Source organism: Streptomyces mirabilis (genome assembly GCF_039503195.1).
Classification (GTDB): Bacteria; Actinomycetota; Actinomycetes; order Streptomycetales; family Streptomycetaceae; genus Streptomyces; species Streptomyces mirabilis_D.
The window spans coordinates 2,559,212-2,582,016 of sequence record NZ_JBCJKP010000001.1 but is presented as its reverse complement, the minus strand read 5'-3'; the positions used below and the strand labels follow the sequence as shown (position 1 = coordinate 2,582,016).

Here is a 22,805-nt window from a genome sequence, read left to right as displayed (position 1 = left end):
GTTCCCCGCGCCCCCAGGACGGGGCTTCGCCCCGCATCCCCACCCACCTGCAGCCGACAAGCCCGCCCGGCCGCCTCGGCTCCGTCAGCCGGTGCCCGTCACCCTTCCGAACTGCTCCGCCAGCCCGTCCAGCAACGCCCCGAGCCCCACCTCGAAGGCCCGCTCGTCCACCTTCTCCTGCTGCTCGGCAAGCAGGTGGGCCTGCCCGAGGTGGGGATAGTCGGCGGGATCGTACGCGCTCTCGTCGTCGACGAAGCCCCCGGCGAAGGACCCGAGGGCGGAGCCCATGATGAAGTAGCGCATCAGGGCGCCGATCGACGTGGCCTGGGCCGGTGGCCAGCCGGCGTCGACCATCGCGCCGAAGACGGCGTCCGCGAGGCGCAGCCCGGCGGGTCGGCGCCCGGGTCCGCGGGCAAGGACCGGGACGATGTTCGGGTGGTCGCGCAGCGCCGCCCGGTAGGACACGGCCCAGTCGTGCAGGGCGGTACGCCAGTCCCGCCCGTCCTCGAACATCGACAGGTCGACCTGCGCGCTCACGGAGTCCGCCACCGCTTCCAGGATCTGGTCCTTGGTACGGAAGTGGTTGTAGAGGGAGGGCCCGCTCACACCCAGTTCGGCGGCGAGCCGCCGCGTGGAGACGGCGACCAGACCCTCCGCGTCCACCAGGGCCCGCGCCGTGTCGACGATCCGGTCGGTGCTCAGGAGGGGCTTGCGCGGTCGGGCCATGGCGCACATAGTAGGGCTGCGGAGTTAAACTAGCAGTGCTAATTTAGCTATTCGAATGTACGGCTTTCACATGGGGTGACCGTCATGAACCTGGAGCTCAGCGAGGAGCAGACCGCCGTCCGGCGACTCGCCAAGGATTTCGTGGACCGCGAGATCGCCCCGCATGTCGTCGAGTGGGACCGGGCGGAGGAGGTCGACCGCTCGCTCGTGAAGAAGCTCGGCGAGGTCGGCTTCCTCGGGCTCACCGTCGACGAGGAGTACGGCGGCAGCGGCGGCGACCACCTCGCGTACTGCCTCGTGACGGAGGAACTGGGCCGCGGTGACTCCTCCGTGCGCGGCATCGTCTCCGTCTCGCTCGGTCTGGTGGCCAAGACGATCGCGTACTGGGGGAGCGAGGAGCAGAAGCGGCAGTGGCTGCCGGGGCTGACCTCCGGCGCGTACGTGGGCTGCTTCGGCCTCACCGAACCCGGCACCGGCTCGGACGCGGGCAATCTGACGACGAAGGCCGTACGCGACGGCGACGACTACGTCATCAACGGCACCAAGATGTTCATCACCAACGGGACCTGGGCCGACGTCGTCCTGCTCTTCGCCCGCTCCACCGACGCGCCCGGCCACAAGGGCGTCTCCGCCTTCCTCGTGCCGACCGACACCCCCGGCCTGACCCGCCGCACCATCCACGGCAAGCTCGGCCTGCGCGGCCAGGCCACCGCCGAACTCGTCCTGGAGGACGTACGCGTACCCGCGAGCGCGATGCTCGCGCCCGAGGGCAAGGGGTTCTCCGTGGCCATGTCCGCCCTGGCCAAGGGGCGGATGTCGGTCGCCGCCGGGTGTGTCGGCATCGCCCAGGCGGCCCTGGACGTCGCCGTGCGGTACGCGACCGAGCGGGAGCAGTTCGGGAAGACCATCGCGCACCACCAGCTCGTCCAGGAACTGATCAGCGACATCGCCGTCGACGTGGACGCGGCCCGGCTGCTGACCTGGCGGGTCGCCGATCTCGTCGACCGCGGACTGCCCTTCGCCACGGAGTCGTCGAAGGCCAAGCTCTTCGCCTCCGAGGCCGCCGTGCGCGCCGCGAACAACGCACTCCAGGTCTTCGGCGGCTACGGCTACATCGACGAGTACCCGGCGGGCAAGCTGCTGCGCGACGCCCGCGTGATGACCCTCTACGAAGGCACCAGCCAGATACAGAAGCTGGTCATCGGGCGCGCGCTGACGGGGGTTTCCGCCTTCTGAGTACGCCCGCACGCGGCACTGAGTACGAGGGCGGATGCGGCGGTGGTCGCGTCCGCCGACCCTTGTCCCCATGAGTGAGACACCCGTCAAGCATCAGAACACGGCTGCCTTCTACGGGCAGGCCGTGGCCTCCTTCTCCGTCGCCATGGTGGCGACCGCCGTCGGTATCTACAAGCTGCACGCCGACGCCTGGGTGCGAGCCTTTCTGGCCATCGCCGTCCTCTATCTCGTGACGTCGTCCTTCACGCTGGCCAAGGTGATCCGGGACCGTCAGGACGCGGGCGCCGAGCGGGCACGCTAAGCGCCCGCTCAGCTTCGGCGGTATGGTGTACCTCCTGTCAGCGAGAGGGGCGAACCAGCGATGAGTACGGCGGAGGAGACGGCCGGCGGCGAGATGCAGCCGTGGGCCGAGGTCACCCCGGACGCGGCCCGGCGGCTGCTCGTCGCCGCCGTGGAGGCCTTCGCCGAGCGCGGATACCACGCGACGACGACCCGGGACATCGCGGGCCGCGCGGGCATGAGCCCCGCAGCGCTCTACATCCACTACAAGACCAAGGAAGAGCTGCTTCACCGCATCAGCCGGATCGGGCACGACAAGGCGCTCGACATCGTGCGCGGCGCGGCGCAGGGCGGCGGCAGCGCCGCCGAGCGGCTCACCGACGCCGTGCGGTCCTTCGTGCGGTGGCACGCCGGGCAGCACACCACCGCGCGGGTCGTGCAGTACGAGCTGGAAGCCCTCGGGCCCGAGGCGCGGGCGGAGATCGTCGCGCTGCGACGGCAGACCGACGCGGCCGTGCGCGGCATCATCGCGGACGGCGTGGCGGCGGGCGACTTCGACGTGCCGGACGTGCCGGGCACCACGCTCGCCGTGCTCTCCCTCTGCATCGACGTGGCCCGCTGGTTCAACGTCGACGGGCCCCGTACGCCCGACGAGGTCGGCGCGCTCTACGCCGACCTCGTGCTGCGCATGGTCGGGGCCAAGCAGTAGCGGCCCCCCCGGCGGGTGGGGGCGCTCAGAGGTAGTAGCGCGACACCGACTCGGCCACGCACACCGGCTTGTCGCCGCCCTCGCGCTCCACGGTGAAGGCCACGGATACCTGGACACCGCCGGTCACGTCCTCGACGCCGGTGATCTGCGCGGTGGCGCGCAGCCGTGAGCCGACCGGTACGGGGGCGGGGAAACGCACCTTGTTCGTCCCGTAGTTGACGCCCATCTTCATGCCCTCGACCTTGATCAGCTGCGGGCCGAAGAGCGGGAGCAGCGACAGGGTGAGGTAGCCGTGCGCGATCGTCGTGCCGAAGGGGCCGGTCGCGGCCTTCTCGGGGTCGACGTGGATCCACTGGTGGTCGCCGGTCGCCTCCGCGAAGAGGTCGACCCGCTTCTGCTCGATCTCGACCCAGTCGCTGTACCCCAGCTGCTCGCCCACCGCGGCCCGCAGTTCGTCGACCGTCGCGAACGTCCTCGGCTCTGCCATCTTCCCGACCTCCCACATCTCCATGTCTAAGCAACTGCTTAGCATGGTCGGGTGCGGGGCGCATGTCAACGGACCGGACGTGTGACGAAGTAGGTAGGGCGGGTGACGCAGTAGGTAGGGTTGGAGGGGTGCCCCAGATCCCTGAGAAGATCCACGAGCTGACCGTCGGCCAGTTGTCGGCCCGCAGTGGCGCCGCCGTCTCCGCCCTGCACTTCTACGAGTCCAAGGGTCTGATCAGCAGCCGTCGCACCACCGGCAACCAGCGCCGCTACCACCGTGACGCGCTGCGCCGTGTCGCCTTCGTCCGGGCCGCCCAGCGTGTCGGCATCCCCCTCGCCACCATCCGCGAGGCGCTCGCCGAGCTCCCCGAGGAGCGCACCCCGACGCGCGAGGACTGGGCCCGGCTGTCGGAGGCCTGGCGTTCCGAACTCGACGAGCGGATCAAGCAGTTGAGCCGACTCCGGGATCACCTGACCGACTGCATCGGGTGCGGTTGTCTGTCTCTGGAGAACTGCGTGCTGTCCAACCCGGACGACGTTTTCGGCGAACGCCAGGCGGGCTCCCGGCTCATGGTGGAGCGCGTCATCGCACGGCCGGAGCCGCAGCGGTCCCAAGGGGGCAGGAGTCGCAGCGCGCGGCCGAAGAGTGCTGCTGAGGGCACCCCTCGACCCGCCCCGGGGCCGGGTGGAAGCGCGGCTCCCGTGCCGCGACCGCCCGGTCCCGTCACTCGTACTCCGTGCCGCCCTTGCGCGTCAGATACGCCGGGCTGACCGCCTTCGCGATGGCCCGGCCGCCGGTCACCGGGCTGTGGCGCTCGACGGCAGGGCGTATCACGACGCCTTCCCGCAGATGCAGTGCGCGTCCGGACACGGTCTCCCGGCCCGAGGCGCACTCCAGGACGCGGTCGATGTCGTACGGGCCCTCGTACAGCCGTGGCACCAGCGGCAGTTCCCCGTCGAGAAGCTCGGCCGCGTCCAGCCAGCGGACCTCGCCGGCGATCTCCGCGGACACGTCGAACACGGCGTGGCCGAGGGACTCGCGGCGCCCGTCGGCACCGTACGACAGGTCCTGTACGCCCGCCCCGTACACCTCGCCGAAGATGCCGACCCGGCGGGCGCCGAGCCGTTCGGCGAGCCGGGCCGCGGCCGCCGCGACGCCGTGGGCGTGGACGGCACGCCAGTACAGATTGCGGGAATCCTCCTTGAGGGCGAGGGACTTGGCGCCGAAGCCCTTGGAGGAGACGTACACGCGGTCCTGGTCGGCTAGGTAGGTCAGCAGGCAGGCCGAGCCGTGCAGCTTCTCCGTCAGGACGACGTTCTCGCCCGGCGTGAAGATGTCCGGGTACCGCTGGATGTTCTCGATGTCGACCCAGGGCAGCAGATCGGGCGCGGCCTCGACGTCGCCGTTCATGGTGGGCGGGATCGGCGGCACCCACTTGACGATGCCGAGCGCCTCGGCGAAGTCGGTGCCGTCCGCGGCGGCCCGCGCCAGGTCGACGTCGGCCAGCGCCTTCGGGCGGCAGACGATGCCCTGCGACAGCTCACCGCGCAGGCGTACGGCCTTGACGCGGTCCGAGCCGGGGCCCGCGAGGCGTCCGGTCAGACCCAACTCCTCGATGAGCGTGGTGGGGAGCACGGACTGCTCGGGGATGTAGACGGCACTCTCGCCGGTGCGGTAGGCGCCCTTGGCGACGACGGCTCGGTACAGGCCCACCTGGGCCAGTTCGAGCGCGTCGGCGTTCGGATGCTCGTGGACGGTCAGCACTTCGGCGGTGACGCGCAGCGTCGACATCGGGACTCCTCGGGTTCCGCGGGCACCTCGACGGGGTTTCATCGAGCCCAACTGTCCCTAGGAGAAAGCGCTGGAGCGAGCGGATTTGCGCCTGCTAGCGTCGGATTCACAGGTCTGTACGGCCCCGTCCGCACCCCGGCGAGGTCAGCGCCCCGCCAGGGGCGCGGGGAACTGCGCGCCCAGCCACGGACCATCCCGCAGCCGACGACTCACCCGCAGCCCCCGTAACCCGGCCGACCCCGAGCCTCACTCCGACCGGCGACCCCCGCCGCGCGCCCCCCGTTCAACCCGGCGGAGCGCTCACGCGGAGACGAGCAACCGCCCGCGCCTGGCCTCCGCCAGCGCCTCGGGCGTGAGGACGGGCCGCGGTACGACGATTCCGCATTCCGTGCAGACGGGACCCGACGACGGTTCGTGGGCCAGGTCGTACATCCAGGTGAGGCGCTCACCGGTGCAGACCGGGCAGACCGTGCCCGGCTCGCGCTCCAGCGCGGCGATCAGCCGGCGCAGCACCTCGGCCAGTGATTCGTGGGGGTGGATCCGCGGGTCGTCGCACCACGCGACGCCGAATCCGCCCCAGGTCAGCCGGTGCCAGTCGTCCACGCTGCCCGGCCGGCGCAGCCCGTCGTGCTTCTCCTTCTTGCGGCGCTCGGCGAACTCGACCTCGTAGGCGAGCCAGACGGAGCGGGCCTCCTCCAACTCGTCCAGTGCGGCCACGAGCCGCGCTGGATCGGGGGACCGGTCCTCGGGGCCGAACCCGGCCCGGGAGCAGAGATGGTCCCAGGTCGCCCGATGCCCGTAAGGGGCGAACCTCTCCAGGCACTTGCGCAGTGAATAGCGTCGCAGCGCCAGATCATTCCTCGGATCTCGCACCTGTCTCGCCAGACTCCGAAAACCCGCCATCGCCCTGCACCTCCGTCACACCTGCACCTGTACTTCGGTCACTTCGGCGTTGCCGTCCCAGGGACGTCGCCGAGTAGACGTATCGACACGCGATTCGGCTCCATCCAATTTCCGATGAGCGGCATAAGTCACCGACCGAACTTCCTCCGGCCTACCTCCCCTCGCTGTCAACCGCCTGTCGAAAAGCCCGCGGGCCGGGATGAGCGGGGTGCCGCCGGATCCGCATGGCCCGTCGATCTCTAAACGGCTCGTGACGTCCGAACAGCTCAGTGATCGTTGAAAAGTTGACGCATGTTCATCTTCCAACTCGGGGATACCGGCGGTAACGTCCGGCCCACCCCCGTCGGTAGGAGCAGCCATGCCACGGCGCACCCCACGCACCGCACTCGACAGACAGAGAACTCCCCGCAGATTCCCCAAGTTCCTGGGGGCGGCTTCCATCTGTGCTCTCATAGCCGCCCTGCTGTCCCCGCTGACCCAGGCGGCGGCCGCCGACAGCACGACCGCGCTCGCCGCCAACGACTACTGCGGCGGCCAGTGTTCCGACATCCTCCCGCCCGGTCAGAACGGCAACGCCACCCTCGCCCAGATCCTCCTCAACCAGGCCTTCGGCATCCAGCCCGACCACGCCGAGGACCAGCTCGGCCCCTACAGCAACCTGGCCTCGGGCGCCGCCACGCTCACCGACGCCAAGATCAACGACTTCTTCAACGACGCGTCCTTCGGGGTCGCCTCCGACCAGGTCGCCTCCACCACCGCGCCCGGCGGACGCACCGACGTGACGATCGTCCGCGACAAGAAGACCGGTGTGCCGCACATCACGGGCACCACCCGCTACGGCACCGAGTACGGCGCCGGCTACGCCGCCGCCCAGGACCGGCTGTGGCTGATGGACGTCTTCCGGCACGTCGGCCGCGGCCAGCTGACCTCCTTCGCCGGCGGGGCCTCCTCCAACCAGGGCCTGGAGCAGGAGTTCTGGCGCAACGCGCCCTACACCGAGGCCGATCTGCAGACCCAGATCGACAACGCCATCGCGAACAACGGCGCCCGCGGTCAGCAGGCCCTCGCCGACGCCAACGCCTACATCGACGGCATCAACGCCTACATCGACGCCTCCGACAGCGGCCGCTACTTCCCCGGTGAGTACGTCCTGACCGGCCACAAGGACTCCATCACCAACGCCGGCACCATCGACCACTTCAAGATCACCGACCTGGTCGCGCTGGCCTCCGTCATCGGCTCGCTCTTCGGCTCCGGAGGCGGCGGCGAGGTCAACAACGCCATCTCGCTGCTGGCCGCCCAGTCCAAGTACGGCGTGACCGAGGGCACCAAGGTCTGGGAGTCCTTCCGCGAGCGCAACGACCCCGAGGCGGTGCTCACCGTCCACAACGGCGAGAGCTTCCCGTACGCCTCGAAGCCCGACACCGCGCAGGGCGAGGCCCTGCCCGACGCCGGCTCGGTGACCCAGGAGCCACTGGTCTACGACCGCACCGGCAGCGCGGCCACCGCCACGGCCACCGGCGCCTCGGCGACCGCGGCGGCCACCACCCTCACCTCCGCGAAGCGCGGAATGTCCAACGCCCTCGTGGTGAGCGGCAAGTACACCGCCAGCGGCCATCCCATCGCCGTCTTCGGGCCGCAGACCGGCTACTTCGCGCCACAGCTCCTCATGCTCCAGGAGATCCAGGGGCCGGGCCTCAGCGCGCGCGGCGCCTCCTTCGCGGGCCTGAGCATGTACGTCGAACTCGGCCGCGGCCAGGACTACTCCTGGAGCGCGACGACCTCCGGCCAGGACATCATCGACACGTACGCCGTCGAGCTGTGCCAGGACGACTACCACTACCTGTACCACGGCACCTGCACCGCCATGGACAAGGTCGAGCGGACCAACTCCTGGAAGCCCACCACGGCCGACGGCACCGCGGCGGGCTCGTACCGCATGCAGGTCTACCGGACCAAGTACGGTCCCGTGGAGTACCGCGCGACGGTCGGCGGCAAGAAGGTCGCGTACACGACCCTGCGCTCCTCCTACCTGCACGAGGCCGACTCGATCATCGGCTTCCAGATGCTCAACGACCCGGACTACGTGAAAAGCCCGGGGACGTTCCAGAGCGCGGTGCAGCACATCAACTACACCTTCAACTGGTTCTACGCCGACTCCTCGCACACCGCGTACTACAACAGCGGTGACAACCCGGTGCGGGCGGCCGGCGTCGACGCCGAGTTCCCGGTCTGGGCGCAGGCCGCGTACGAGTGGCGGAACTGGGACCCGACGACGAACACCGCCTCGTACACCCCACCGTCCGCGCACCCCAACTCCATCGACCAGGACTACTACATCTCCTGGAACAACAAGCAGGCCAAGGACTACACCACGGCCCCCTGGGGAGACGGTTCCGTGCACCGCGGGAACCTCCTGGAGGACCGGGTGAAGAAGCTGGTCGCCGCGGGCGGGGTGACCAGGTCCTCGCTCACCAAGGCGATGGCCGACGCCGCGCTGGCCGATCTGCGGGCCGAGGACGTGCTGCCGAAGCTGCTGAAGGTCATCAACAGTTCGACGGTCACGGACACCACGGCCGCGGCGGCGGTGACCAAGCTGTCCGACTGGGTGACGGCCGGCGCCAAGCGCAAGGAGACCTCGGCCGGTTCGAAGGCCTACGCCAACGCCGACGCGATCCGCATCCTGGACGCCTGGTGGCCGCTGCTGGTGAAGGCCGAGTTCGAACCCGGTCTCGGTACCGACCTGTACACGGCCTTCTCCAGCAACCTGCCCATCGACGAGTCCCCGTCGGCCGCGCACGGCCCGACCGGGGCGCACGCCGGAAGCTCCTTCCAGTACGGCTGGTGGAGCTATGTCGACAAGGACATCCGGGCGGTCCTCGGTGAGTCGGTGCAGGGCGGACTGTCGCAGAAGTACTGTGGTGGCGGCACCCTCAGCGCCTGCCGGGACACCCTGATCAGCACGCTCAAGACGGCGGCCGGCCTGACCGCCGCCCAGGTCTACCCGGGCGACGACCAGTGCTCGGCGGGCGACCAGTGGTGTGCCGACTCGATCGTCCAGCGGACGCTCGGCGGTATCAAGCACGGCAAGATCACCTGGCAGAACCGGCCGACCTACCAGCAGGTGGTGGAGTACACGTCGCACCGGTGACCCCGGAGCGCGTCGCGGACTCCCGGCGGCGGGTCATCGAACGCGGCCCGCCGCCAGCACCACCTGGGCCAGCTCCCGGTGGCAGATGTCGCTGTGGGCCCCGCTCGGGGGCCCGCCGCGGTTCACCACCGCGCACGCGTCGACGTTCACGCACCCCGACACCGGAAGCTGCGCGCGCAGCGCGTCGGCGAGCGTGAACGTCTTCGTGCCCTCCACCGCCTGCACCCCGTCGTGTCCCATCGCGCCCCAGCGGGCACCCAGGAGGTGTCCGGGATCGAGGTCGATCCCCAGCACCGAACGGTCGTCGTCCGCCATCCGGGAGGCCAGCGGATAGATCGTGCCGAGCGCCGTGTCGAAGTGGGAGTAGCAGCACACCAGGGGGCCGTCGACGCGGCTCTGCAGGCCGCGCAGCACGCCGCTCGCCCGCGGGTTGCCGGGCAGCGACGCGGCGAACGCGTAGTGCGAGAACGCCCCTTGGAGCAGCGTCACGGACTTCACCGTGCGCATGCCCTCGGGCAGTCCGCGCAGCGCGAAGGAGACCAGCCGTCCGCCGAAGCTGTGTCCGACCAGATGCACCCGCACCCCGGGCGCGGCGGTCGCGAGCTGCCCGAGCGCGCGCCCCAGCCCACGCTCACCCACCGTGCCCGCGCGCCGCTTCATGGCGTAGTAGGTGGCCTGGCGCAGCAGTTCACGCGCCCCGTCCCAGGGCCGCGGCAGGGCGAAGGCCTCGCCGGAGGCCGTCATGCCGGCCAGCACCTCGGCGAACTCGCCGCACACCGTGGCCGTGTCCCCGAAGAGCATCGCGGGGTCGCCCTGCGGCGCGCCCTCCGCGAGCGTGTCCGCGGCGAAGGCGGCCTGCGGTCCCTGGGGCGATACCTCCACGAGCAGCCGCACCAGGCGCCCGAACTCCTCCAACGAGGCTCCCTCGTCCGGCTGTTGGTGCAGCAGGCGCGCGAGCTGCTCGACGACCGTCGCCCGGTCGGGGAACACCTCCAGGAGCGCGTGCCGGGTGTCCTTGTCGAGCGCGGTGCGGGCGTCGGCGGGGACGCCGGCGGCCACCGACCGGGGAAAGTCGGGGATCGGTTCGTCCGAGAACCGCATCGAGGGCCACACCACACCGACGTAGCCCAGACGCGCGTGCGGCGCGAGATCCGGCACGGGCGCGAAGAACTGGCTGTAGAGGCGGGTCGCGCCGGAGCGGTCGTTGTTCCAGCCGTGCGCGAAGACGATCAGATCACGCACTCCGCGCCGGGGCACCTCGGCGAGCAACCGGTCCCTTTCCCGGCCGTCCACGTCCCCGTCCGCGTCGAAGGTCAGCTCCCAGTAGGGAGAAACACTGACTGCCGGATCCGCCATGGCAAGCCCCCTCGTCCCCGAAGGCGGTGCGATGTGGGCGCATCGTCCTACCGGGGGCGAAGATTGGCCATACGTCATGACTGAACCGCGGAAAAGAAGTTCTTTCCGCTCATGCGTAGAGAAGATATTCCTTCCGGATTCTGTGGAAGGCCTTCAGTTCGTCCTGCCAGGCGGCCACGATCTCGTCGGTCGTCGCACCCGCGTCGATCATCGTGCGCACCTCGGCGGAGCCGGTCAGCTTGTCGATCCAGTTGTCCGAGCGCCAGGCGAAGCCGCTCCAGACCTTCTTGGCGGTCACCAGGAGGGCGATTCCGGTGCGGACGGGGTCGTACGCGGCCCGGTCGTCCACATGGATCTGCACGCCGCCGATCGTCTTTCCCTGGAACTTGGAGAAGGTCGGAGCGAAGTACGCCTCCCTGAAGCGCACGCCCGGGACCTTGAGCCGGTTCGCCTCCAGAGCCCATCGGCCGTCGATGCCCTCCGCGCCCAGCAGTTCGAACGGACGGGTCGTGCCGCGCCCCTCCGACAGGTTCGTCCCCTCGAAGAGACACGTTCCGGAGTACACCAGGGCGGTGTCGGCCGTCGGCATGTTCGGGCTGGGCGGAACCCAGGGCAGGCCGGAGGCGTCGTAGAAGTCCGACCTCTTCCAGCCCGACATCAGTACGGTGGTCAGCTCCACCGGTGCCGCCAGGAACTCCCCGTTGAACAGCCGCGCGAGTTCCGCCACCGTCATCCCGTGCGCCTGCGCGATGGGCTGCCGCCCGACGAACGTCGCGAACTCCTTGTGCAGCACCGGGCCCTGGGCGGCCCGTCCGGTCACCGGGTTCGGCCGGTCCAGCACCACGAAGCGCTTGCCCGCGAGCCGGGCCGCCTCCATGCAGTCGTACAGCGTCCAGATGTACGTGTAGAAACGCGCGCCCACGTCCTGGATGTCGAAGACGACGGTGTCCACGCCGGAGGCGGTGAAGACGTCGGCGAGGGGCTTGCCGCTCTTGAGATACGTGTCGTACACCGGGAGCCCGGTCGCCGGGTCGTCGTAGCGGCCCTCGGAGCCGCCGGCCTGCGCGGTGCCGCGGAATCCGTGTTCCGGCCCGAAGACGGCGGTCAGCTCGACGTGGGGGTCGGCGTGCATGACGTCGACGATGTGACGAACGTCTCTGGTGACGCCGGTGGGGTTCGTGACGACGCCGACACGCCGGCCGTGGAGGGTGGCGTAGCCGCTCGCCTGGAGCTGCTCGAAGCCGGTGCGCAGGGGGTCGGCATGGGAGGTCGTCGTGGTGGGAGTGGTGCGGGTGGTGCGGGTTGCCGCGAAGGCGGCCGTGGCGGTCGCGGTGGCTGTCAGGAGGGCTCGGCGGGAGAGGCGCATGGGGGGACCTCCGTGATCGCGGAAGGTTGGCATCGGCACGTTATGCGCTCCCGCGGACGGTTCGTAAGCGGCAGGCCGTAAGTGGCTGGTCGCGCCCACGCGGCGGAGCCGCACATGCCAGAGCCCCGCGCCCCTGAAGGGGCGCTCCTGCCGGCCGGAGCTGTCAAAAGGCCCTTCCCCTGCTACATACCGACTGGTTAGTCTGGGGTCGCAGCTGAGCCGTGTTGTGTCGCGTCGTGTCGAAGGAGACCGATGGTGGAAGCCGTACAGGATGCGGGAGTGGTCGTCACCGGGGCCGGAGGCGGCATCGGGGCCGCACTGGCCCGTCGTTTCGCCGCCGAGGGGGCCCGGGTCGTCGTCAACGACCTGGACGCCGCCAAGGCGAAGGCCGTGGCGGAGGAGATCGGGGCGATCGCGGTTCCCGGCGACGCGTCCACCATCGTGGCCGAGGCCCGGGACGCCCTCGGGGGCACCATCGACGTCTACTGCGCCAACGCGGGCCTCCCCTCGGCCGGCAGTGAGTCGGCCGGCGAGAAGGTCTGGGCGCTCGCCTGGGACGTCAACGTGATGGCGCACGTCCGGGCGGCCCAGGAGCTGCTCCCGGCCTGGCTGGAGCGCGGCAGCGGCCGGTTCGTCTCCACCGTCTCCGCCGCCGGACTGCTCACCATGATCGGCGCCGCGCCCTACAGCGTCACCAAGCACGGCGCGTACGCCTTCGCCGAGTGGCTGTCGCTGACGTACCGCCACCGCGGCGTGAAGGTGCACGCGATCTGCCCGCAGGGCGTGCGCACCGACATGCTCGACGCCACCGGCAGCGCGGGCGACCTGGTCCTCCAGCCCACCGCCATCGAGCCGGAGACCGTCGCCGACGCGCTGTTCGCGGGGATCGAGGAGGACCGCTTCCTGATCCTGCCGCACCCCGAGGTCGCCGGGTACTACCAGGTGCGGGCCGCCGAACCGGACCGCTGGCTGACGAACATGAACCACATCCAGCAGAAGTGGGAGGCGACCCGGTGACCACCTACGCCGACCGGCCCTGGGTGGCCCTCCTCAATGACGCCCAGAGCGGCCCGGTGAGCCCGGCCGACTCCCTGGTGCACGCCCTGCGCGGTGCCGTGGCGGACGCTCCGGACCGCGCCGCGCTCGCCTACTTCGACGGGCGGCTGAGCTACCGCGAGGTGGACGAGCTGAGCGACTCCGTCGCCGGGCACCTCGCCGCCGGCGGGCTGGAGCGCGGCGACCGCGTCGCGATCCTGCTCCAGAACTCCCCGCACTTCGTGCTCGCGCTGCTCGGCGCCTGGAAGGCGGGCGCGACCGTCGTGCCGGTCAACCCGATGTACAAGTCGGGCGAGGTCCGCCACGTCCTGCACGACGCGGACGTGCGCGCGCTGGTGTGCTCCGACCGCGCGTGGGAGTCGTATCTGCGCGAGACGGCCGCCGACTCGGCCGTGCGCGTCGTCCTCACCGGATGTGAGTTGGACTTCCAGACGCGGGGCGACGCACGGGTGCTGACCTTCGAGCGGCTGCCGCAGGCCGCGGACGCCGACGATCTGGTGGCGGTCGCCCGGGCGGGTCACAAGGCCCCCGCGGGGCGTGACGCGGAGCCCTCCGACATCGCGCTGATCAGCTACACCTCGGGGACGAGCGGCACCCCCAAGGGAGCCACCAACACACACGGCAACATCATGTACAACGCCGAGCGGCAGCGGACGGGCCTCGCGCTGCCGCAGGCGCCCGTCTACTTCGCGATGGCGCCCCTGTTCCACATCACCGGGATGGTCTGCCAGCTCGCCGCCTGCCTCGACAGCGGGGGCACGCTCGTCCTCGCCTACCGCTTCGAGGCGGGGGTCGTCCTCGACGCGTTCGCCGAGCACAGGCCGCTGTACACGGTCGGCCCGTCGACCGCCTTCATGGCACTCGCGGCGCATCCGGCGGTCACGCCGGACCACTTCGCCTCCTTCGTGAACATCTCCTCGGGCGGCGCGCCACTGCCGCCCGCCCTGGTGGAGAAGTTCCGGGCCGGCTTCGGGCCCTACATCCGCAACGGCTACGGACTCACCGAGTGCACCGCGCCCTGCGCCTCCGTACCGCCGGGCCGGGAGGCTCCCGTCGACCCGGTCTCGGGCACGCTGGCCGTCGGTGTGCCGGGCCCCGACACGGTCGTACGCATCGTCGACGACCGGGGCCAGGAGGTGCCCTTCGGCGAACAGGGCGAGATCCTCGTACGGGGCCCTCAGGTCGTGCCCGGCTACTGGCGCCGCCCCGAAGCCACCGCCGAGACCTTCCCGGACGGTGAGCTGCGCACCGGCGACATCGGATTCATGGACCCCGAAGGCTGGCTCTACGTGGTCGACCGCAAGAAGGACATGATCAACGCGTCGGGCTTCAAGGTGTGGCCCCGCGAGGTCGAGGACGTGCTCTACACGCACCCCTCGGTCCGGGAGGCGGCTGTCGTCGGCATCCCCGACGGCTACCGCGGCGAGACCGTGAAGGCCTACATCAGTCTGCGGCCCGGCGCGGACGAGGACCCCGACGCGCTCGCCGCGTACTGCAAGGAGAGACTGGCCGCCTACAAGTATCCGCGGCATGTGGAGATCCTGCCCGAGCTGCCGAAGACGGCGAGTGGCAAGATCCTCCGTCGGGAACTGCGTTCCCGTCCCCAGGACTCCCAGTAGACGACGCGTTTCACCGGACAACGCTTGAAAGGCAGGTGGCGGCAGTGCCCAGGACGACGGACGGAGACGGTACGCCCGTCCCGCAGCGGCTCTTGGCCGCCGCCACCAGGCTCTTCGCGGAGCAGGGCTACGACCGCACATCCGTGCAGGAGATCGTGGAGGCGGCGGGCGTCACCAAGGGCGCGCTGTATCACTACTTCGGCTCCAAGGACGACCTCCTGCACGAGGTGTACGCGCGCGTGCTGCGGCTTCAGCAGGAGCGGCTGGACGCGTTCGCCGATGCCGACGCGCCGGTCGAGGAGCGGTTGCGGGGTGCCGCCGCCGACGTCGTCGTCACCACGATCGACAACCTCGACGACGCGGCGATCTTCTTCCGCTCCATGCACCACCTCAGCCCCGAGAAGGACAAGCAGGTGCGCGCCGAGCGCCGCCGGTACCACGAACGCTTCCGCGCGCTCGTGGAGGAGGGCCAGAAGAAGGGCGTCTTCTCCACCGCGACCCCGGCCGACCTGGTCGTCGACTACCACTTCGGCTCGGTGCACCACCTGTCGACCTGGTACCGCCCCGACGGCCCCCTCACCCCCCAGGAGGTCGCCGACCACCTGGCCGACCTGCTGCTGCGGGCGCTACGTCCGTAGTTCTGCTCCAGACCCCGTCCGCGCAGTTCCCCGCGCGCCTGACCAGGGGCGCGGGGAACTGCGCGATCTTTCGCGGGGGCCCGGGGGAGCAGCCCCCAGGGGACGGGAACGGGCAGGGGCGGCGGGGGCGAAAGAGCCCGTCCCCGCCCCACCGGACCGGACGGTCACACGTACTTCTTGATCTCCCGTCGCGCCAGCGACCGCTGGTGCACCTCGTCCGGGCCGTCCGCGAGCATCAGCGTCCGTGCGCTCGCCCACAGCTCGGCGAGCGGGAAGTCCTGGCTGACACCGCCCGCGCCGTGCAGCTGGACCGCCTTGTCGAGGATGTCCACGACCGTGCGCGGGGTGGCGATCTTGATGGCCTGGATCTCGGTGTGGGCGCCCCTGTTGCCGACGGTGTCCATCATCCAGGCGGTCTTCAGGACCAGCAGACGCAGCTGTTCGACGGCGACGCGCGCGTCCGCGATCCAGTTCTGGACCACGCCCTGCTGGGCGAGCGGCTTGCCGAAGGCCGTACGGGACACGGCCCGGCGGCACATCAGCTCGATCGCCCGCTCGGCCATGCCGATCAGCCGCATGCAGTGGTGGATGCGGCCCGGGCCGAGCCGCGCCTGGGCGATGGCGAAACCGCCGCCCTCCTCGCCGACGAGGTTGCTCACCGGGACGCGGACATGGTCGAAGACGACCTCGGCGTGCCCGCCGTGGGAGTGGTCCTCGTAGCCGTACACCTGCATGGCGCGCCGGACTTCGAGCCCCGGGGTGTCGCGCGGGACCAGGACCATGGACTGCTGGCGGCGGATGTCCGGACCGTCCGGGTCCGTCTTGCCCATCACGATGAAGATCTTGCAGTCCGGGTTCATCGCCCCGGAGATGTACCACTTGCGGCCGGTGATCACGTACTCGTCACCGTCGCGTTCGATGAGTGTGGTGATGTTCGTGGCGTCGGAGGAGGCCACCTCCGGCTCGGTCATCGCGAACGCCGAGCGGATCTCACCGGCGAGCAGCGGCTCCAGCCACTGCTTCTTCTGCTGCTCGTCCCCGAACTGCGCGAGCACCTCCATGTTGCCGGTGTCCGGCGCGGCGCAGTTCAGCGCGGTGGGCGCCAAGTGCGGGCTGCGGCCGGTGATCTCGGCGAGCGGCGCGTACTGGAGGTTGGTCAGCCCGGCGCCGTACTGCGCGTCGGGCAGGAAGAGGTTCCACAGGCCCTGCCTGCGGGCCTCCGCCTTCAACTCCCCGACCACGGCGGGCGTGTCCCACGGCGAGGCCAGTCCGGCGCGCTGCTCCTCCGCCACCGCCTCCGCCGGGTAGACGTACTCGTCCATGAAGGCGAGCAGCTTCCCGCGCAGTTCCTCGGTACGCGCGTCGAATGCGAAGTCCATCTCGGATCAGCCTTCCTGAAGAGTGGTCAGACCGTGCTCGATGAAGAACGGGACCAGTTCACCGATGCGGTCGAAGCCGGCGCCGACCGTCTGGCCGAGCGTGTAGCGGTAGTGGATGCCCTCCAGGATCACGGCGAGCTTGAACCAGGCGAACGCCGTGTACCAGGCGACGTCGGACACGTCGCGCCCCGAGCGCGCGGCGTACCGTTCGACGATCTCGGCCGGGTCCGGGTGCCCGGCGGCCGAGGCGGTCGTGCTGATGGGGGAGTCGGGCAGGTCCAGCGGCGCGCTGTACATCACCAGCAGGCCCAGGTCGGTGAGCGGATCGCCGAGCGTGGACATCTCCCAGTCGAGGATCGCCTTGATCCGGTCGTCCTCGCCGATCAGCACGTTGTCGAGCCGGTAGTCGCCGTGCACGACGGAGGGCGCGGGGGAGTGCGGCAGCTCACGGCCGAGGGCGGCGTGCAGTTCGTCGATCCCGGCGAGCTCACGGTTCCTGGAGGCGTCCAGCTGCTTGCCCCAGCGGCGCAGCTGCCGGTCGAGGAAGCCCTCGGGGCGCCCGAAGTCGGCGAGGCCCACGGCTGCGGGGTCGACGGCGTGCAGTTCGACGAGCGTGTCGACGAGCCCGAGCACCGCGTCCCGGGTGCGCTCCGGGCCGAGCGGGGCGAGCTGCTCGGCGGTGCGGTACGGGGTGCCGACCACGAACTCCATGACGTAGAAGGGCGCGCCCAGCACCTCCTCGTCCTCGCACAGCAGCACCGGACGCGGCACGGGGACGGCGGTCGGGTGCAGCGCGCTGATGACGCGGTGCTCGCGCTTCATGTCGTGCGCGGTGGCCAGTACGTGCCCGAGCGGGGGCCGTCGGACGACCCAGCTCGTGGTGCCGTCCGTGACCGCGTACGTGAGGTTCGACCGTCCGCCCTCGATCAGCCGGCCGGTCAGCGGGCCGTGCACCAGACCGGGCCGCTCGCCGTCGAGCAGGCCGCGCAGTCGGTCGAGGTCGAGACCTGGCGGGTGGTCGGGACTCATCATTTCTCCTGCACGCCGGGAAACGGGACGTGACCATGATGCCGACCAGTCGGTATGTCGTCCAGCGCCGGGACGAAACGTGATCGGCGTCTCCCTCCGGGAGCCGGGGGAGACGCCGGGCGTGCTTGCGCCTAGTGGTCGTCCCAGTGGCCGTCGTGCTCGGCGTGGCGGTGGCCGTCGTGAAGGTAGTCGACGTGGTCGCCGTGCGCGACCGTCGGGTGCCCGCAGCCCTCGCCGTGCCGGTGGCCGTGCTCGCCGTGCGCCGTGTGGCCGGTCGGCTCGCACTCGTCCCAGTGTCCGGAGTGCTCCCGGTGCAGGTGTCCGTCGTGCGCGTAGTCGACGTGGTCCCCGTGCGGCACGGCGGTGTGCCCGCAGTCCGGGCCGTGAGTGTGCTCGTGGGTCGGATGCTCCAGGTGAAGGGTGGTCATGGTGCTCACCTTCGTGAGTGGCGTGGAATGACGGCTCAGGCTAGCGCCAGAAAGAGCCGCATTCATCGCCATTTGCGTGGTTCCGCCCCATTTGATCCCGATCAGAACACCAGTGCCACCGCACACACGGCGAGGGCGACCGTACACAGGGTCGCCGCCGTCGCGTGCCACGGCGCGAGGGCGGGCGGACCGTCGGTGCCGGACGTCGCGAGCACCCGGATACGCCGGTGCGCGAGCGCCAGGAAGCCCAGCCAGAGCGCGCAGCACAGGGCACAGGCCGCCACGTCGCTCGCCGACGGGCCGCCGTGCAGCGCCGCCTTCGCCGCGAGGACCGCGGCGACGGTGCTCGACAGGGTCGTACGTCGCCACGCGAGCCGCGTACGCTCCGGCTGCAGCCCCGGGTCCCGCTCGGGACGGTGCTGGGGGCCGGGCACGGTCACCCCTCCCAGCCGACGAGGACGACGACGACCATCGCGACGGCCACGATCGCGACGGCGATGCTCAGCAGTGCCGGGAAGCGCGACACGGGAAGGTCCTCCCCGCGGCGCATCGCGCGCTCGCAGCGCACCCAGTGGTTGACGGCGCGCAGCGAGCAGAGCACGCCCGCCGCCAGCAGGGCCAGCGCGAGGCCGACCCGCCAGCCCCAGCGCAGGTCCGGCAGGAACTGATCCACGGCGAAACCACCGCCGATCAGCGCCAGCGCGGTGCGCAGCCAGGCGAGGAAGGTCCGCTCGTTCGCCAGCGAGAACCGGTAGTCGGGCGTGACGCCCTCCTGCTGGACCTCCCCGGGCGCGAACCACAGCCGGACGTTCCGTACGAATTCGATCACGCCATCGACCCTACCGGGGCCTGTCGGGGGCTCAGCCGGTGCCCGTCGCCCGGTGGTCCTTCAGGCGCTCGTACGCCGCCAGGCCGTCCGGCACCCACGTCCAGTCCGTCAGGTGCCGTTCCACCTCCTCCTCGGTGAGGAAGTCGTGCCAGGCGACCTCCTCCGTCTGGGGGTTCACCGGGAGCTCGCAGCGGACCTCGTAGACGGCCGACCACCAGGTCTGGCCGGAGCCGTTGTCGTAGAGGAACTTGAAGAGGGGGACGGGCTGAGGGAGTCCGGAGACCCCGAGTTCCTCCTCGGCCTCGCGCAGGGCCGCGGAGTCGTAGGACTCGCCCGCGCCCACGACCCCGCCGACGAACATGTCGTACAGGGAGGGGAAGACGAGCTTGGTGGGCGTGCGGCGGTGGACGAAGAGGCGGCCCCGGGCGTCCCGGGCCTGGATGAACACGCAGCGGTGGCGAAGACCGCGCGCATACGCCTCGCCGCGCGGGGACTGCCCGACGACCACGTCGTTCTCGTCCACGATGTCGAGGATCTCGTCAGCGGCGCTCATGGCCCCATCCAAGCAGCCGCCGGCGCCGGGCGCGGTGCGCGCCGTCCGTGCGGCCCGACGCGGCGTCGTCGTACGCCCTCAATGCGGCTGGAGGTTCCGTACCGACTCGGTCTTGGCGGTGCCCGACGGCATCGAGGGGTGCATGCCCAGCAGGACGATTCCCGCCACGATCGCCGCGAGCCCCGCCGCTTCCCAGGTGAGTGCCCCCACGTCCGTGTGCAGCTTGTCCCCGAGGAAGCCCACGCCGCACACGATTCCGGCCAGCGGCTGGGCGGCGGTGAGCGCGGGCAGTGACATCCGCAGCTCCGCCGTCTCGAAGGCGCTCTGCACCAGTACGAGGCCCGTCACTCCGAGCGCGAGCACCCCGTACGGCTGCCAGCCGGTCAGCAGCTCACTGAAGCCGCCGGCTCCGAACCGCTGCCCGCTGACCCGGGTGAGCGCGTCCTGGACGCCGTACAGCAGCCCCGCGGCCAGCGCGAGCAGGACGGGCGCCGCGGTCATCCGGGAGCGCTTGGCGTAGGCGGTGAGCAGCAGCGCGAGCCCGATCATGATCCCGATGATCAGCCAGTGCCGCAACGGTTCGGTCACCGAGTCGCCGCCCTTGGGCTGGCCCGCCACGATGAACGCCGTGACCCCGCCCGCGAGCAGGACGAGGCCCGCCCAGCCCTGGCGGCCCAGGGGGTGCTTGGTCTGGTGGCGGGTGAGCGCGAGCGCGAACAGCAGATTGGTCGCGAGGAGGGGTTCCACCTGGGAGATCTCGCCCTTGCCCAGGGCGACCGCGCCGAGGACCATGCCGCACACCATGAGCCCGATGCCGCCCAGCCAGCGGGGCACCCGGATGAGGTCGAGCAGCAGGCGCGGGGAGAGGAAGTCGCTCAGCGGGGCGTGTGAGGCGGCGTTCTGCTGGAGCACGAAACCGAAGCCCAGACAGCAGGCCGCGCTCACCGAGAGGATCAGAACGAGAACCGACACGCTGGGTACCTCGATACGTTCGGGTCAGCACGGGTCGCGGGCGCGTATTCCCGCCGACTGTAGTGCCATCGACCGTGCCCTGCCCACGGGAGTACCCGGAACCGGGCAGTTGACTCTGTCACTCTTCTTGCCGAAGGATCTGACCGATCAGTAACAACGGCTGGTCGACCGGCGGCGCTGCCTGTTCGACCGATACCGGTGCCTGATGTCTTCCGTACCACTGTCTCATCAACCGACGACGATGCCACCGGCTCGTGACGAAGCCGGCAGAAGCCGACCGCAAACGTCGGCAGGCCGAGAGGACGGGTCCATGGCCTACGACGCAGACGTGATCGTGATCGGAGCGGGCCTCGCGGGGCTCGCCGCGACCGCGGAGCTCGTCGACGCGGGCCGCCAGGTGATTCTCCTCGACCAGGAGCCGGAACAGTCGATCGGCGGCCAGGCCCACTGGTCCTTCGGCGGACTCTTCTTCGTGAACTCGCCCGAGCAGCGCCGGATGCGGATCAAGGACAGTCACGCGCTCGCCCTCCAGGACTGGATGGGCACGGCCGGCTTCGACCGGGCCGAGGACCACTGGCCGCGCCGCTGGGCCGAGGCGTACGTGGACTTCGCGGCCGGTGAGAAGCGGTCCTGGCTGCACCAGCAGGGGGTCCGCTTCTTCCCGGTGGTCGGCTGGGCGGAGCGCGGCGGCTACGACGCCAACGGTCACGGGAACTCCGTGCCGCGCTTCCACATCACGTGGGGGACCGGGCCGGGAGTGGTCGCGCCCTTCGAGCGGCGGGTACGCGCCGGGGTCGCCCGGGGCCTCGTCCAGCTCAAGTTCCGCCACCGCGTCACCGGGCTGTCCCGCAGCGCGGGCACCGTCGACACGGTCACCGGGGAGATCCTGGAGCCGTCCGGCATCGCGCGCGGGCAGGCCAGCAGCCGTACCGTCACCGGGGCGTTCGAGCTCAAGGCGCAGGCGGTGATCGTCACCTCGGGCGGCATCGGCGGCAACCACGACCTGGTCCGCGCGAACTGGCCCGAGCGGCTCGGTACGCCGCCCGAGAAGATGGTCGCGGGCGTCCCCGCGCACGTCGACGGCAAGATGCTCGCGATAGCCGAGGAGACGGGCGCGCACCTCATCAACCGCGACCGCATGTGGCACTACACCGAGGGCATCCAGAACTGGAACCCCATCTGGGAGAACCACGGCATCCGCATCCTGCCGGGCCCGTCCTCCCTCTGGCTGGACGCCCGCGGGAACCGGCTCCCCGTGCCGCTCTTCCCGGGCTTCGACACCCTCGGCACGCTCGAACACATCATGAAGACCGGATACGAGTACACGTGGTTCGTGCTCGACCAGAAGATCATCGGCAAGGAGTTCGCGCTCTCCGGCTCGGAACAGAACCCGGACCTGACCGGCAAGTCGATCAGGGACGTGATCGGCCGGGCGCGCGCCGACGTACCGGGCCCCGTCAAGGCGTTCATGGACAACGGCGCCGACTTCGTCGTCGAGAAGGATCTGGGCGCCCTGGTGCGCGGCATGAACGCCCTGACCGAGGAACCGCTGATCGACGAGGCCGCGCTGCGCCGCGAGATCGTCGCACGCGACCGGGAGATCGCGAACCCCTTCACCAAGGACCTCCAGGTGACGTCGATCCGCGGCGCCCGCAACTACCTCGGGGACAAGCTGATCCGTACGGCCACCCCGCACCGCATCCTGGACCCCAAGGCGGGTCCGCTCATCGCCGTCCGCCTCCACATCCTCACCCGCAAGAGCCTGGGCGGGCTGGAGACCGACCTCTCCTCGCGCGTACTGACGGAGGGCGGCGACCCGCTCTCCGGCGTGTACGCGGCAGGCGAGGCGGCCGGCTTCGGCGGTGGCGGAGTCCACGGCTACCGCTCCCTGGAGGGCACCTTCCTCGGGGGCTGCCTCTTCTCCGGCCGCACAGCGGGCCGAGCGGCCGCCAAGGCGGTGAGCTGACCCTCGCAAGAGTCCGGGCCCGACGCCCCGGCCCGCATCCCGCTCCGGTGGGCCCGGCTCCACAGGGGACCGTTCCGTGGTCGGGTTTCGGCCGTGACCCGGACTCCGGGGAGCCGGGGCCCGAGCGCGGCTCGGCCCCCGCCGGGAGTCGGGCTCGCCCCCGGAGAGAGCCGTCCCACCAGCCCGTTCCCGTCCCGGAGAGCGAGCGAGAGAACATCAACTCTGCGCCATTCAAGGAACGTTGCACCGTGCAGCGGATCGATCGGGCCTTGACGTAAACCCTCAGCCAAGGGTTTGCTGTGCGTGATCTCCCCTTGACTAGCCGCGTCTGT

Annotated in this window: 21 protein-coding genes and 1 pseudogene; 9 read left to right on the top strand and 13 right to left on the bottom strand. The window is 70.7% G+C overall.

Annotation, left to right across the window (positions count from 1 at the left end; all coding sequences use genetic code 11):
• Positions 1–84 precede the first annotated feature (84 nt).
• Positions 85–726 carry a TetR/AcrR family transcriptional regulator gene (locus tag AAFF41_RS12370; RefSeq protein ID WP_343323954.1) on the bottom strand — a complete coding sequence of 214 codons (642 nt, stop codon included), beginning with the start codon at positions 724–726 and terminating at the stop codon, positions 85–87.
• A gap of 84 nt (positions 727–810) precedes the next feature.
• On the opposite strand from AAFF41_RS12370, the gene AAFF41_RS12365 reads away from it, so the two are divergent.
• The 3 genes from AAFF41_RS12365 (at position 811) to AAFF41_RS12355 (ending at position 2,950) form a co-directional block, all read left to right on the top strand.
• A complete protein-coding gene (locus AAFF41_RS12365; protein ID WP_343323953.1) occupies positions 811–1,962 on the top strand; it encodes an acyl-CoA dehydrogenase family protein in 1,152 nt (383 codons plus the stop codon).
• A 70-nt stretch (positions 1,963–2,032) separates the two neighbouring features.
• Complete coding sequence (locus tag AAFF41_RS12360) at positions 2,033–2,263, top strand: YiaA/YiaB family inner membrane protein (RefSeq protein ID WP_067365118.1); 231 nt, start codon at positions 2,033–2,035, stop codon at positions 2,261–2,263.
• A 60-nt stretch (positions 2,264–2,323) separates the two neighbouring features.
• Positions 2,324–2,950, top strand: coding sequence for a TetR/AcrR family transcriptional regulator (locus tag AAFF41_RS12355; RefSeq protein WP_099923504.1), 627 nt, complete (start codon positions 2,324–2,326; stop codon positions 2,948–2,950).
• Between the two features lie 25 nt (positions 2,951–2,975).
• Here the strand turns inward: AAFF41_RS12355 and AAFF41_RS12350 are convergent, their stop codons facing one another.
• Complete coding sequence (locus AAFF41_RS12350; RefSeq protein ID WP_319744772.1) at positions 2,976–3,437, bottom strand: MaoC family dehydratase; 462 nt, start codon at positions 3,435–3,437, stop codon at positions 2,976–2,978.
• A 128-nt stretch (positions 3,438–3,565) separates the two neighbouring features.
• Between AAFF41_RS12350 and soxR the strand changes: the two are divergent.
• A pseudogene (gene soxR, locus AAFF41_RS12345) lies at positions 3,566–4,051 on the top strand (redox-sensitive transcriptional activator SoxR); the annotation flags it as partial.
• Between the two features lie 109 nt (positions 4,052–4,160).
• Here soxR and AAFF41_RS12340 read toward each other — a convergent pair.
• Positions 4,161–5,228, bottom strand: coding sequence for an RNA ligase (ATP) (locus AAFF41_RS12340; protein WP_319744776.1), 1,068 nt, complete (start codon positions 5,226–5,228; stop codon positions 4,161–4,163).
• Between the two features lie 300 nt (positions 5,229–5,528).
• A complete protein-coding gene (locus AAFF41_RS12335; protein ID WP_319744778.1) occupies positions 5,529–6,131 on the bottom strand; it encodes a hypothetical protein in 603 nt (200 codons plus the stop codon).
• A 358-nt stretch (positions 6,132–6,489) separates the two neighbouring features.
• On the opposite strand from AAFF41_RS12335, the gene AAFF41_RS12330 reads away from it, so the two are divergent.
• A complete protein-coding gene (locus tag AAFF41_RS12330) occupies positions 6,490–9,282 on the top strand; it encodes a penicillin acylase family protein (RefSeq protein WP_319744780.1) in 2,793 nt (930 codons plus the stop codon).
• A 33-nt stretch (positions 9,283–9,315) separates the two neighbouring features.
• Here AAFF41_RS12330 and AAFF41_RS12325 read toward each other — a convergent pair whose 3' ends face one another.
• Together AAFF41_RS12325 and AAFF41_RS12320 are read right to left on the bottom strand one after the other, a co-directional pair.
• A complete protein-coding gene (locus AAFF41_RS12325; RefSeq protein ID WP_319744782.1) occupies positions 9,316–10,638 on the bottom strand; it encodes a serine-threonine protein kinase in 1,323 nt (440 codons plus the stop codon).
• 109 nt (positions 10,639–10,747) lie between these two features.
• Positions 10,748–12,004 carry an exo-beta-N-acetylmuramidase NamZ family protein gene (locus AAFF41_RS12320; RefSeq protein ID WP_319744784.1) on the bottom strand — a complete coding sequence of 419 codons (1,257 nt, stop codon included), beginning with the start codon at positions 12,002–12,004 and terminating at the stop codon, positions 10,748–10,750.
• 252 nt (positions 12,005–12,256) lie between these two features.
• Here AAFF41_RS12320 and AAFF41_RS12315 point away from each other — a divergent pair, with 252 nt between their 5' ends.
• Genes AAFF41_RS12315 through AAFF41_RS12305 form a run of 3 tightly spaced genes read left to right on the top strand, consistent with a single transcriptional unit; the run spans position 12,257 to position 15,317 of the window.
• A complete protein-coding gene (locus AAFF41_RS12315; RefSeq protein WP_343323952.1) occupies positions 12,257–13,021 on the top strand; it encodes an SDR family oxidoreductase in 765 nt (254 codons plus the stop codon).
• Positions 13,018–14,679, top strand: coding sequence for a class I adenylate-forming enzyme family protein (locus tag AAFF41_RS12310; RefSeq protein WP_343323951.1), 1,662 nt, complete (start codon positions 13,018–13,020; stop codon positions 14,677–14,679). The genes AAFF41_RS12315 and AAFF41_RS12310 overlap by 4 nt, the downstream gene beginning before the upstream one ends.
• A gap of 44 nt (positions 14,680–14,723) precedes the next feature.
• Complete coding sequence (locus AAFF41_RS12305; RefSeq protein ID WP_054231210.1) at positions 14,724–15,317, top strand: TetR/AcrR family transcriptional regulator; 594 nt, start codon at positions 14,724–14,726, stop codon at positions 15,315–15,317.
• A gap of 164 nt (positions 15,318–15,481) precedes the next feature.
• Here AAFF41_RS12305 and AAFF41_RS12300 read toward each other — a convergent pair whose 3' ends face one another.
• From AAFF41_RS12300 to AAFF41_RS12270, 7 genes are all read right to left on the bottom strand, one after another.
• Positions 15,482–16,696: an acyl-CoA dehydrogenase family protein gene (locus tag AAFF41_RS12300; RefSeq protein WP_319744791.1), complete on the bottom strand. Its 1,215-nt coding sequence runs from the start codon at positions 16,694–16,696 to the stop codon at positions 15,482–15,484.
• Positions 16,697–16,702: 6 nt separating this feature from the next.
• Complete coding sequence (locus AAFF41_RS12295; protein ID WP_060898796.1) at positions 16,703–17,725, bottom strand: phosphotransferase family protein; 1,023 nt, start codon at positions 17,723–17,725, stop codon at positions 16,703–16,705.
• 131 nt (positions 17,726–17,856) lie between these two features.
• Positions 17,857–18,153, bottom strand: coding sequence for a hypothetical protein (locus tag AAFF41_RS12290; protein ID WP_319744794.1), 297 nt, complete (start codon positions 18,151–18,153; stop codon positions 17,857–17,859).
• Between the two features lie 101 nt (positions 18,154–18,254).
• Positions 18,255–18,587 (bottom strand): DUF202 domain-containing protein, encoded by a 333-nt coding sequence (locus tag AAFF41_RS12285; RefSeq protein WP_319744796.1) that lies wholly within the window; start codon positions 18,585–18,587, stop codon positions 18,255–18,257.
• A 2-nt stretch (positions 18,588–18,589) separates the two neighbouring features.
• Positions 18,590–18,982 carry a YidH family protein gene (locus AAFF41_RS12280; protein WP_319744798.1) on the bottom strand — a complete coding sequence of 131 codons (393 nt, stop codon included), beginning with the start codon at positions 18,980–18,982 and terminating at the stop codon, positions 18,590–18,592.
• A gap of 31 nt (positions 18,983–19,013) precedes the next feature.
• On the bottom strand, positions 19,014–19,535 hold the full coding sequence (locus AAFF41_RS12275; RefSeq protein ID WP_319744800.1) for an NUDIX hydrolase: 522 nt from the start codon (positions 19,533–19,535) through the stop codon (positions 19,014–19,016).
• A gap of 78 nt (positions 19,536–19,613) precedes the next feature.
• Positions 19,614–20,507, bottom strand: coding sequence for a DMT family transporter (locus tag AAFF41_RS12270; protein ID WP_319744802.1), 894 nt, complete (start codon positions 20,505–20,507; stop codon positions 19,614–19,616).
• Between the two features lie 310 nt (positions 20,508–20,817).
• Here AAFF41_RS12270 and AAFF41_RS12265 point away from each other — a divergent pair, with 310 nt between their 5' ends.
• Positions 20,818–22,473, top strand: coding sequence for an FAD-binding dehydrogenase (locus tag AAFF41_RS12265; RefSeq protein ID WP_319744804.1), 1,656 nt, complete (start codon positions 20,818–20,820; stop codon positions 22,471–22,473).
• Positions 22,474–22,805 lie beyond the last annotated feature (332 nt).